The sequence below is a fragment of the Serratia sp. CY83965 genome (assembly GCF_052166375.1).
GTDB lineage: Bacteria > Pseudomonadota > Gammaproteobacteria > Enterobacterales > Enterobacteriaceae > Serratia > Serratia marcescens.
Map to the genome: position 1 here is coordinate 1,480,469 of NZ_JBJNOV010000001.1, position 11,747 is coordinate 1,492,215.

General features: G+C 60.5%; 10 protein-coding genes. 7 read left to right on the forward strand and 3 right to left on the reverse strand.

From position 1 onward, the window contains the following. Positions 1-97: 97 nt before the first annotated feature. Positions 98-1,276: a mannose-6-phosphate isomerase gene (manA, locus tag ACJ8PL_RS07500; RefSeq protein ID WP_016927875.1), complete on the reverse strand. Its 1,179-nt coding sequence runs from the start codon at positions 1,274-1,276 to the stop codon at positions 98-100. A 322-nt stretch (positions 1,277-1,598) separates the two neighbouring features. Here manA and ACJ8PL_RS07505 point away from each other — a divergent pair, with 322 nt between their 5' ends. From ACJ8PL_RS07505 to ACJ8PL_RS07520, 4 genes are all read left to right on the forward strand, one after another. Then, the gene (locus ACJ8PL_RS07505) at positions 1,599-2,069 is read left to right on the forward strand and encodes a hypothetical protein (protein WP_016927874.1); all 471 of its coding nucleotides are present in this window, start codon (positions 1,599-1,601) and stop codon (positions 2,067-2,069) included. A gap of 230 nt (positions 2,070-2,299) precedes the next feature. Continuing rightward, complete coding sequence (fumC, locus tag ACJ8PL_RS07510) at positions 2,300-3,697, forward strand: class II fumarate hydratase (RefSeq protein ID WP_016927873.1); 1,398 nt, start codon at positions 2,300-2,302, stop codon at positions 3,695-3,697. Between the two features lie 61 nt (positions 3,698-3,758). Next, positions 3,759-4,448, forward strand: a complete 690-nt coding sequence (locus ACJ8PL_RS07515) for a helix-turn-helix transcriptional regulator (protein WP_016927872.1) — start codon at positions 3,759-3,761, stop codon at positions 4,446-4,448. A gap of 90 nt (positions 4,449-4,538) precedes the next feature. Continuing rightward, entirely contained in the window at positions 4,539-4,907 is a 369-nt protein-coding gene (locus ACJ8PL_RS07520; RefSeq protein WP_028128189.1) for a VOC family protein, read from the forward strand. On the opposite strand, the gene tus is transcribed toward ACJ8PL_RS07520, so the two are convergent. Then, positions 4,897-5,835, reverse strand: coding sequence for a DNA replication terminus site-binding protein (gene tus / locus ACJ8PL_RS07525; protein ID WP_028128190.1), 939 nt, complete (start codon positions 5,833-5,835; stop codon positions 4,897-4,899). The genes ACJ8PL_RS07520 and tus overlap by 11 nt on opposite strands. 277 nt (positions 5,836-6,112) lie before the next feature. Here tus and ACJ8PL_RS07530 point away from each other — a divergent pair, with 277 nt between their 5' ends. Then, positions 6,113-7,909: a glycoside hydrolase family 3 N-terminal domain-containing protein gene (locus tag ACJ8PL_RS07530; RefSeq protein ID WP_442531011.1), complete on the forward strand. Its 1,797-nt coding sequence runs from the start codon at positions 6,113-6,115 to the stop codon at positions 7,907-7,909. A 126-nt stretch (positions 7,910-8,035) separates the two neighbouring features. After that, positions 8,036-9,322 (forward strand): glycoside hydrolase family 10 protein, encoded by a 1,287-nt coding sequence (locus ACJ8PL_RS07535; protein ID WP_406948094.1) that lies wholly within the window; start codon positions 8,036-8,038, stop codon positions 9,320-9,322. A gap of 51 nt (positions 9,323-9,373) precedes the next feature. On the opposite strand, the gene ACJ8PL_RS07540 is transcribed toward ACJ8PL_RS07535, so the two are convergent. Beyond that, a complete protein-coding gene (locus ACJ8PL_RS07540) occupies positions 9,374-10,642 on the reverse strand; it encodes an MFS transporter (protein WP_261459641.1) in 1,269 nt (422 codons plus the stop codon). Positions 10,643-10,789: 147 nt separating this feature from the next. On the opposite strand from ACJ8PL_RS07540, the gene ACJ8PL_RS07545 reads away from it, so the two are divergent. Further along, positions 10,790-11,680 (forward strand): LysR family transcriptional regulator, encoded by an 891-nt coding sequence (locus ACJ8PL_RS07545; RefSeq protein WP_049298953.1) that lies wholly within the window; start codon positions 10,790-10,792, stop codon positions 11,678-11,680. Positions 11,681-11,747 lie beyond the last annotated feature (67 nt).

Consider the following 11,747-nt stretch of genomic DNA (forward strand, 5'->3'; position numbering starts at 1 on the left):
GAGGGGCAAATAGGGGCCGCCAAAAAACGCCCGCAGGCGTTTAATTGTGGGGGCAGCTCTCGCTTTCAGCAAGCAATTTGCTGAAATTTATCAACGGTTAGGCCAGTTGGTTATAAACCCGGGCGATGCGGCCGCTGCCGCTGACGTTGACCGGGGATTCGAACGCCCCGATAAAGCAGGATTCGCCCGGTTTGAGCGTCAGGCGTTGCCCGGATTTCTCCAGCGTCGCTTCGCCGGCGACGCAGAACACGATGGCGGCGCTTCGCTGTGCCAGCGCCTGCGGCGCGGCGGTCAAATCGTGCAGTGAGAAGGCGAAATCTTCCACCGGGATTGGGAAGAACAGCTCGTTGCCGCGTTGCTCCGGTTGGGTCAGCAGGCCGGAAGCCGGTTGCGGGCGGAACTGCAGGTTGGCCAGCAGCTCGGGCACGTCGATGAATTTCGGCGTCAGGCCCGCGCGCAGCACGTTATCCGAGTTGGCCATCACCTCCAGCGCCACGCCTTTCAGGTAGGCGTGAGGCGTTTCGGCATACAGGAACATCGCCTCGCCCGGCGCGAGCTGCACCACGTTCAACAGCAGCGGTGAGAACAGACCGCTGTCGTCCGGATAGAAGCCGGCGATGAAGCGCACGGTATCCCAGGGTTCCCCCTGCTGGTTGTTGAGCGCGGCTTTCAGCACGCCGAGCGCCAGCGATTTTTGTTCGCCGCTCATCGTCAACAGGCTGGCGAACAGGGTCGAGAGATGGGCGGTGTCCGGCTGCTGCAGGAAGGCGGCGATGTCGTGGTGCGCGCCGGCGATCGGCTGCAGCAGGGAAACGATATCGGCCAATTCACGAAAACCGTTCATCGCCAGGAACGGCGTCAGGGCGAACACCAGCTCGGGCTTGTGATTGGGATCTTTGTAGTTGCGTTCGGCGGCGCTCAGCGGGATGCCTGCGGCGTTCTCTTTCGCGAAGCCGACCTCGGCCGCCGCTTTGCTCGGGTGGACCTGGATCGACAGCGGCTGATCGGCGCACAGCACTTTAAACAGGAACGGCAACTCGCCAAAACGGCTGGCGACGTTGGCGCCCAGCTGTTTTGGCTGGTCTTCGTCGATCAGATCGCGCAGCGAACGCAGTTCACCGTCGGCGCCCGGCACGCGGGAAGGGCTCTTGGGATGGGCGCCCATCCACAGTTCGGCCATCGGCTGATTATCCGGGTTGGCGATGCCGTAAAGACGGGTCAGCGCATCGTGGCTGCCCCAGGCGTAATGCTGTACCGCGTTGGTCATTTTTTGCATGTCGATAAACGTCCTTAACGTCATTGTCGTACTGGATGACAATAACCTACTGATTTTATACGGTTAACTAAATCTGTGCCGACACCTATCCTACGCCCGCGTCGGCAGGAAAAATCATGGGCGCGATCAAAAAAACGCCGGATAACGTCGCGCCCGGCAACGGGGCCAAAGTATAGCGTGATAACGATCGGCGTCTCAATTGGCGCGCAGGCCTCAAGGCGGCCCGGAAAACCCGCCGATCGATTATTCTTTGGCCCCGCGGAATTATTGCCGATAGCTTGGTCATTCTGCGTCATTATTTATTTTTTCAGCATGTCAAACTATGTCGGCTGAATTTATTTTTTACCGTCTGAGCCATTCCCTTAATTATTATTTTCGCGCTGCGCCGGGCTATCACACGCTGAGCTTAAACCTGCGCGTCAGACCCGTTTACCGTAACGGCCAACACGTCGATTTAACGAAACAAGAGGTCTGTTGTATGAAAAAACTGTTGTTGCTATTGGGGCTTTGCACCGGCGCAACCCAGGCGGCGGTGATTGTCGCCTATCCCTACGCGGCGCCACGCACTGTGGTGATAGCGCCGGCACCGATCGTCGTTACACCCGCGCCGGTCGCGGCTGTGGCGCATCCGCTGGCACTCACCGCCGGTGCGGCGGCGACCGGGGCGTATCAGCATAATGAACGGCAGGACGCCTACGACGAGATCAATCATCTGCAGCAGCAACGGTTCGATGAGCTCAATCATTTACAGGCGCAACGCATCAATAATTTTAATTCGCGTCATCCGCATTAATGGTTATCCACATTTTTATTCTCCAGGCTCATTCCCGGCCGTTTATTTCACCGCGGGTTAACCGGCGGAAAATAACCGCGTCGTTAATGGGTAAAAGAGATGAAACGTGCTGTGAGATAACTCTCTTAATGCGAATAGTTATTATGTCACTATACTGGGAGTGCATGCCGACGGGGGGTAGCGCGTCGGCCTAACCCTACAATTTTAGGAATTATGCTAAGGAGATCATGATGGCAGGCGTTCGTATCGAAAAAGACTCTATGGGCCCCATCGAAGTACCGGCCGACAAGCTGTGGGGCGCGCAAACCCAGCGTTCGTTGGCGCATTTCCGTATTTCCTCCGAAAAGATGCCGACCGCGCTGATCCACGCGCTGGCGTTGACCAAGCGCGCCGCCGCGCAGGTGAACGTGGATCTGGGGCTGCTGCCGGCCGAACGGGGCGCCGCTATCATCAAGGCCGCCGACGAAGTGCTGGCGGATCGCCATGCCGACCAGTTCCCGTTGTCAATCTGGCAAACCGGCTCCGGCACCCAGACCAACATGAACATGAACGAAGTGTTGGCCAACCGCGCCAGCGAGCTGCTGGGCGGCGTGCGCGGTGAAGAGCGCAAGGTGCACCCGAACGACGACGTCAATAAAAGCCAAAGCTCCAACGACGTGTTTCCCACCGCGATGCACGTGGCGGCGGTGATTGCGCTGCGCGAGCACCTGATCCCCGAGCTGAAAGTGCTGCACAAGACGCTGAGCGACAAGGCCGAAGCCTACCGCGACATCGTCAAAATCGGCCGCACCCATCTGCAGGACGCCACGCCGCTGACCCTGGGGCAGGAGATATCCGGTTGGGCGGCGATGCTGGCGCACAATCTGAAACACATCGAGGACAGTATCCCGCACATTGCCGAGCTGGCGCTGGGCGGCACGGCGGTCGGCACCGGCCTGAACACCCATCCGGAGTACGCGGTGCGCGTCGCTAAAGCGCTGGCGGAATTGACCCATCAGCCGTTCGTCACCGCGCCGAACAAGTTCGAAGCGCTGGCGACCTGCGACGCGCTGGTGCAAGGGCATGGCGCGCTGAAAGGGCTGGCGGCTTCGCTGATGAAGATCGCCAACGACGTGCGTTGGCTGGCGTCCGGCCCGCGCTGCGGCATCGGTGAGATTTCGATCCCGGAGAACGAGCCGGGCAGTTCCATCATGCCGGGCAAGGTCAACCCGACCCAGTGCGAAGCGATGACCATGCTGTGCGCGCAGGTGCTGGGCAACGACGTGGCGGTGAACATCGGCGGCGCTTCCGGCAACTTCGAGCTGAACGTGTTCCGCCCGATGGTGATCCACAACTACCTGCAGTCGATTCGCCTGCTGGCCGACGGCATGCAGGGCTTTAACGAGCACTGCGCGGTGGGTATCGAACCGAACCGCGATCGCATCACCCAATTGCTGAATGAATCGCTGATGCTGGTGACGGCGCTCAACACCCACATCGGTTATGACAAAGCGGCGGAAATCGCCAAGAAAGCGCACAAGGAAGGGCTGACGCTGAAAGCCGCGGCGCTGAAGCTCGGCTACCTGACCGAAGCGCAGTTCGACGAGTGGGTGCGGCCGGAAGCGATGGTCGGCAGCATGCAGAAATAATTGATCTGTGAGACAACCGGGGGCTTACTGGGGTAAGCCCCTTTTTTATGGAGAAATTAAGATGTCGCGCGCACAACGTTTACTCGATCTGATGCAGCTGCTGCGCAGCCACCGTTATCCGGTGGCGGGCCATGCGCTGGCGCAGACGCTGGGCATCAGCATGCGCACCCTGTACCGCGATATCGCCACGCTGCAGCAGCAGGGGGCGGAGATCGCCGGTGAGGCGGGCGTCGGCTATGTGCTGCGCCCCGGTTTTATGCTGCCGCCGTTGATGTTCTCGCCGGCGGAGACAGAAGCGCTGGTGCTGGGGATGCGCTGGGTCAGCCGCCGCGGCGACAGCCAATTGGCGAGCGCGGCGGGCCAGGCGCTCGCCAAGATCGCCGCGGTGCTGCCGCCGGCGCTGCGGGAGGAGCTGGAGGCCAATACGCTGCTTATCGCGCCGGTTCAGGCGCCGCCGGTGGCGGATGAGATGCGGGTGCTGATCCGTGACACCATCCGCCGCGAGCGCAAACTGCATATCGACTACCTCGATCTGGCGGGACAGCGCAGCGAACGCCTGCTTTGGCCCTTTGCGCTGGGCTTTTTCGATCAGTTTCAGATGTTGGTCGCCTGGTGCGAGCTGCGTCAGGCCTTTCGCCATTTTCGCCTCGATCGCATCCAGGCCGCCACGCCGTTGGAACAGCGTTATCCGCGTGGCCGGCGGCGGCTGCTGAAAGAGTGGCGCCTCAGCGAGGGCATAGCGGAGCAATAGCGGCACGCTGCTGCCATAAACTGTCAGTCGCGCGCCTTAGTCTGTGCCTATCGGGAACCGACCGGTTCCCATCATCCAGAGGACAGACCGATGACCCTTCCCAGCATGACCCTGCTTTACGTCGACAACCCGCTCAACAGCGCCGCCTTTTATCAACGTTTATTGGGACAGGCGCCGGTGGAACTTTCGCCCGGCTTCGCCCTGTTCGTACTCAACAACGGCTTCAAGCTGGGGATGTGGGCCAAACAGGGGGTAAAACCCGCCGCCACGTTGACCGGCGGCGGCGGTGAGCTGGGCTTCTTGTGCCAGGATCCGCAAGAGGTCGAGGCGCGCTATAACCAGTGGCGCGAACTCGGGCTGCCTATCGAGCAAACGCCGACCGAGATGGAATTCGGTTACACCTTCGTGGCGCGGGATCCGGACGGCCATCGCCTGCGGGTATATGCCCTCAGCGAGTAGCGTCGTCGGCATACAGGTGCAAGCGCGGCACCAGCAGCCGCAACGGCCTGGCGTCGGGTTTGTAACGGTGTTTCACCGCGTCGGCGTCGTAGTTGAGCAGCTCGCCAATCTTCGGCACCGCAGCGCCGTTTTCAACCTGACACAGGGCGATCAGCGGCAGCGGGCAGGGGTGTTGCACCTGTTTTTGCTGCTGCTGATACCACACCCGGGCGATCGGCTGCACTTTTACCGGCCGCTTGATTTTCAGCGTCGCATGCTGCGGCAGGCGGCTGACGTCGTCTATTTCGCGGCTGACCAGGGCGGCCCACTGTTCACGGCTGTGCGGCGGCACCGCGCGGCCGGCTTTCAGGCTTTTCTCCAGCTGCGCCAGAATGTCGTCCCGCTTGACGTTTTTGATGATGTGCTTGTTGGCCCAGCCGAAGCGCACGGAGTCGGGATTGGTCAGGGCGGTGAGAGTGCGGTAGGCGCTGAGGGTAATCAGCCCGTGCAGATGGGTGTGCACGAACTCGAAACGCTGCTCCGGCGCCAGACCGGAATCGACGGTGATAATCTGCTCCAGTTCGCTCTTCAGGCGGTTGATCAGCGCCAACTGCGTCTGCAACGTCTGATATTCCGGTTGCTCCACCGCCAGACAGATGACGCCGGGCAGGCGCACGGCGGCCTTGCTGCTGACATTCTCCCGGTTATGGTGGATGAACAACCGTTGATAGTGTTCCAGCGCCAGATCGCGCGCCGCTTGCCCCACATGCTGCTCGACCGCGATATGCGAAATCGCCTGATGTTCCTGGCCTTTTTCAACCTCCGGCAGGCTGAACACCCGCGCCGCCAGCAACCGCAGCGGGGCGATCTGCTGCTGCAACGCGCTGAGCGCCTGCTCCAGCTCGTTAAAGCAGGCGTTCATTCGGCCAATCACATCGTATCTGCTCATCGATCACTCCCATATTAGTTACAACATACTATAGAGGAGCGGCCGACTGGGGGCAACATCGGCAATGGGGCAATACTCGGCTAAACTGCCCGCCCAGCTTGCCAGGGGAAATAGGGCGGGCAGCAGGGGGAATTCTCTCGCTCGTTTATTTTTTGTTTAGTCCATTTCTTGTTTGCCGTTGTCCAATCGCTGGAACAAACAGAATGGCAGGACGCTATGAGCCCCTCGGGTTATCTTTTCTTCTGTCATTAACGGGTGCTTTAAACGGAGGTTTACGGTGGATATTAAACAGAAAGTCAAAAACATGACGCTGGAAGAGAAGATCGGGCAAAAAATCATGCTGGATTTTCGCTACTGGGATCAGAACGGTAGCAGCAATCAGGATATGACCGTTCCCGATGCAGCCATTGGCAAGCTGATCACCGATAACCACATAGGTGGGGTGATCCTGTTTGCCAATAATCTGAAAGACAAGCAGCAGATCAAAACGCTGACGGCCTGGTATGCCGCGATGAAAACGCACGCCGGCGTTCGTTTGTTTATTGGCACGGATAACGAAGGCGGTAACGTTTTCCGGCTGCCGCGCGGCGACTACGCCTCATTCCCCGGCAATATGGCGCTGGCGGCTGCGATTGGGGGCGGCGCGGATAAACAGCTCGCCGTTGAACAGGGCAAACTGATGGCTCAGGATATGCGCGCGTTGCATATCAATACCAACTTTGCCCCGGTCGTGGATGTCAACACCAACCCGTTCAACCCGGTGATTAACGTTCGCGCCTTCAGCGATGATAAGAACACCGTTGCCCGCCTGGCCGAGAAAATGGTGGCGGGGATGAAGCAGCAAGGGCTGATCACCGCGTACAAACACTTCCCCGGCCATGGCAGCACCTCCACCGATTCGCATACCGGTTTGCCGCGCGTCGATCGTACGCGGGAAGAGGCCTTTGCCATCGATATCGCGCCTTACAAGCAGGCCATTGACCGCTGCGTGGCGCCGGACATGGTGATGACTGCGCATATTCAGTACCCCGCACTGGATAACAGCCAGATCGACACCCGCAACGGTGATAAAATCACGGTGCCGGCCACCATGTCGCGCGAAATCCAGACCCAGATCCTGCGCAATGAGCTGGGTTATGCCGGCGTAACGATTTCAGACGCGCTGGATATGGGCGCGATTGCCGAGCATTTCAGTCAGCAAGCGGCGGCTGAAAACGTCTTTACCGCCGGGGTGGATATCGCCCTGATGCCTGTCAGCATCGCCTCGCCGGCGCAGGCGAGTCTGCTGCCCGAGCTTATTCGCTACATTGCGGAGCGGGTGAAAACCGGGCATCTCAGCGAGGCTGATATCGATGCCTCGGTCGAGCGCATTTTGCGCCTGAAATTACGCCATGGCCTGATGGGCCATAGCGATAAACCTTGTTCCAACGACGTTGCGTCGTCAGCGCACAAGCTGGAAAAGCGCATCGCCGATCGTTCCATTACCGTGGTTATCAACCGTCAATGTCTGCTGCCGCTAAAGGACAAGGCGCTGCGCTACTTTATTCTGACGCCGTGGGGCGAGCAGGCCAACGGCATCGCGAACGTGATGGCGCAGGAGGGCTATCAGAACGTCGTGGCCGCGAAGGAAACGGAACTGAGCGACGCCCAGGTCAGGGAACATATTGCCGGCTGCGATGTGTTCTTGCTCGGAACCCTCTCAACCCGCTTTACGCCTGCCGAGCAGGATGGGGTCGTGACCTCCGCAACCGGGGCGGCTAATGATACCAGTCCTTATCCGGGCTGGCTGAAATACGCCGCCGAGCAGGGGAAAAAGCGCGTTCATCTCTCACTGCGCGCACCTTACGATATCGTGAACTATGCCGCAGAGGTGGAGGCGGCTGTCGCTACCTATTCCTATTACGGCTATGACGGCGGGGTATGGCGCGGCCACTCGATGGTATCGCTGGCGCAGGTGCTGACGGGGAAAATCACCCCGCAGGGCAAACTGCCGGTCAACACCTGGCATGACTACGATGTGGAAACCAACACGGGAAAAATCGCATTCCCTCGTGGGACGGGGCTGAGCTGGTAATGGGACAAGTACCGGCGTCGTCAGAAAGGGCGGCGCCGGCAGCTTGCTAGCGTTGAGAAAGCGGGCGGTTTCTTGCTCCGCACGCCGCGACATGGGATAACCGTCACTCACGGAAGGAGAATACTGATGCCGACAGGCGCAACAAAATTAGGCGGATGGCTGTTGATGGCCGCCATGCTGGGCGTGGGCGGATGCGCCAAGCCCCCCGAACCGGAGAAGCCCTCGCGGCCGACACCGCCGGTTACACCGATGCGGGGCATCTGGCTGTCCACGGTCATTGGATTGGACTGGCCGCCGGCGGCCTCGCTGAAAGCGGAATCCCCGCAAGAGCGGGCGCGCCTGCAGAAGCAGGGGCTGACGGACGCGCTGGACGACATGGTGAAAACCGGGATTAACACGGTGTATTTTCAGGTTAAACCGGACGGAACGGCCCTGTGGCGTTCTGACATCTTGCCCTGGTCGGAGGTATTGACCGGCACCGTGGGCCAGGATCCCGGTTATGATCCGCTGGCCTTTATGCTGACAGAAGCGCACCGGCGCGGCATCAAGGTCCACGCCTGGCTGAACCCTTATCGGGTTTCCATGAATACCCGACAGCAAACGATAGATGCACTTAATCATACGCTGCAGTCGCCGCCGGCCAGCGTCTATGCGCTGCATCCCGACTGGATCCGCACCGCCAGCGATCGCTTCGTGCTCGATCCTGGTCTGCCCGACGTGCGCAACTGGATCACCGGCGTGGTGGCTGAAGTCGTCAAAAACTATGATGTCGACGGCATTCAGTTTGACGATTATTTCTATTACGAAACGCCGCAATCGCCGCTGGATGATGAAAGGACGTATCGCGAATACGGCCAAGGGTTTGCAGACAAAGCCGCCTGGCGAAGAGACAATACGCTGCAATTGATAAAACAGGTTTCCGCCACCGTCAAAGCGTTGAAGCCCGCAGTCGCGTTTGGCGTCAGCCCGGCGGGCGTATGGCGAAACCAAGCGGACGATCCTGCCGGTTCGGCGACGCGGGCCGGCGCGCCGTCGTACGATACGGCCTATGCCGATACGCGCCAGTGGATCAAGCTGGGGCTGCTCGACTACATCGCACCGCAGCTGTATTGGCCTTTTGATCGTGAAATTGTCCGCTACGACGTGCTGGCCAACTGGTGGGCCGAGGTGGTGAAAGGCACGCCGGTTCGGCTTTATGCCGGGGTGGCGTTGTATAAAGTGGGCACGCCATCGGCCAGCGAGCCGGCCTGGACCGTCGACGGCGGCGTCCCCGAGCTGAAAAGGCAGTTGGATCTCAACGAGAGCCTGCCGGGGATGGGGGGAACCATCCTGTTCCGGCAACGTTATCTGACCGAGCCGCAAACGGATAAGGCCGTGAACTACCTGCGCACCCGCTGGAAAACCGGTCAATAATCACAGGCTCCGGCATGACGGGCCGCGGCAAGTCGCCGCGGCTTTTTCTTTTCAGAGACGGACCGCTTCCGGCAGGCGTTTCAGGTAATGCACCACCAGCAGCGCCAGCAACAGCATCAGGCTGATGAACGCCGCCACGCCATTCCAGCCGAAACTGTGCCAGAACACGCCGCCGAGGGTGCCGGCCACGCTGGAGCCGACGTAATAGCAGAACAGGTACAGCGACGACGCCTGGCCTTTGGCGCGGCGCGCGCGGCGGCCAATCCAGCTGCTGGCCACCGAGTGGGCGGCGAAGAAACCGGCGGTGAACAGCATCATGCCGATAAAGATCGCCGGCACCTGCGGCAGCGCGGTAATCAGGATCCCGATCAGCATAATCACGATCGACGCCAGCAGCACCGGGCCGCGCCCGAAGCGCGAGGTGAGCGCGCCGGCCTTGGGCGAGCTGTAGGAACCGGTGAGGTACACCACCGACAGCAGGCCGACCACCGCCTGGCTCAGGTGATAAGGATCCGCCAGCAGGCGATAACCGATGTAGTTGAACAGGGTGACGAAGCTGCCCATCAGCAGGAAACCCTCCGCGAACAGCAGCGGCAGCCCCTTATCGTGCCAATGCAGTTTGAAGTTGATCAGCAGGGTGCGGGGGCGCAGCGAGCTGGCGCGAAAATGCCGCGAGGCAGGCAGGATACGCCAGAACATGCAGGCGGCGGCGAGGGCGAACAGGCCGATGACGCCAAGCGATACGCGCCAGGAAAAGAAATCGGTCAACACCCCGGTCACCAGGCGGCCGCTCATGCCGCCAATCGAGTTGCCGCTGATATACAGCCCCATCGAGAAGGCGACGAAGCTCGGATGGATCTCTTCGCTGAGGTAGGTCATGCCGACCGCCGCCACGCCGCTCAGCGACAGGCCGATCAGCGCGCGCATCAGCAAAATGCCGTGCCAGCTGGTCATAAAGGCGCAAATCAGCGTGCAAACCGCCGCCAGCAGCAGCGCCACCACCATCACCGACTTGCGGCCGATGGCGTCGGACAACGGCCCGGTAAACATCAGGCCGATCGCCAGCAGGCCGGTGGAGACCGAAAGCGACAGGCTGCTTTCCGCCGGCGAGACGCCGAAATCTTGCGACAGCACCGGCAGGATCGGCTGCACGCAGTAGAGCAGCGCGAAGGTCGCCAGCCCGGCGGAAAACAGCGCCAGCGTCACGCGCATAAACTGCGGCGTGCCGCGTTCGATATAGGGGAGTTTGTTGTTGAGGGTGGAGCGTTTTACTTTTGGCGCAGCGGCCGCGTCATCGTTGGCGGCCAGCGTCGACGGCATCGCGGCCGCAGAACGCACAGGGGTTGTCACAGCGTTTCCTTACCGAACTTCGGGGAGATAAACAGACAGGTTACAGATAACAAAATGATAGGGAGCGGCGAATTTTTTGTCTAATATATTAATAATTCAAATTAAGACGTTTTAAATATGAATATCGAACTGAGACACCTGCGTTACTTTATCGCCGTGGCGGAAGAGTTGCATTTTGGCCGCGCCGCCGAGCGGTTGCGCATCTCCCAGCCGCCGCTCAGCCAGCAAATTCAGGCGCTGGAAGAGATGGTCGGCGCGCGCTTGCTGGCGCGCAACAACCGCAACGTCAGCTTGACGCAGGCCGGGGAGATGTTCCTCAAAGAAGCCTATCAGGTGCTCGATCAGGTCGGGCGCGCGGCGGAAAAGGCGGCGCGCCTGGATCGCGGCGAACTGGGGGAAATGACCATCGGCTTTACTTCTTCCGCGCCCTTTATCGGCGTGGTGGCGCGCAGCCTGCGCGCCTTTCGCCAGCAGTCCCCGCAGGTGCACATCAAGATGCGCGAAATCAACACCAAACAGCAGATCGAACCGCTGCTGAACGGTGAGCTGGATCTGGGGGTGATGCGCAATACGCGGCTGCCGGAGGCGCTGCACTATCAGCTGCTGCTGCGTGAGCCGCTGGTGGCTGTGGTGCCGGAAGGGCATCCGCTGGCGGAAACGCCCGGCGGCGCGCTGCGGTTTCAACACTTGGCGCGGGAACCGTTCGTGTTCTTCTCGCGCGAAGTGGGCACCGCGCTGTACGACGAAATTCTGCTGCTGCTCGGCAAAGCCGGCATTACCCCGTATATCACCCAGGAAGTGGGGGAAGCGATGACCATCATCGGGCTGGTCTCCGCCGGATTGGGCGTCTCGATTCTGCCGGCGTCTTTCGCCCGGGTGAGGGTGGACGGCGTGCGCTATTTGCCGCTGGCGGAGCCGGACGCCACCACCGAAGTGTGGCTGGTGCATCACCGCCGCCGGCCGCTGACCGCTGCCGCGCAGGCGCTGATGGCGTTGATGCTGAAATGACGTTGAACTTGGGCAAATAAAAATCAATTCACGCTGAAATTGCGAGGAATTTGTGCAGCAAATCACA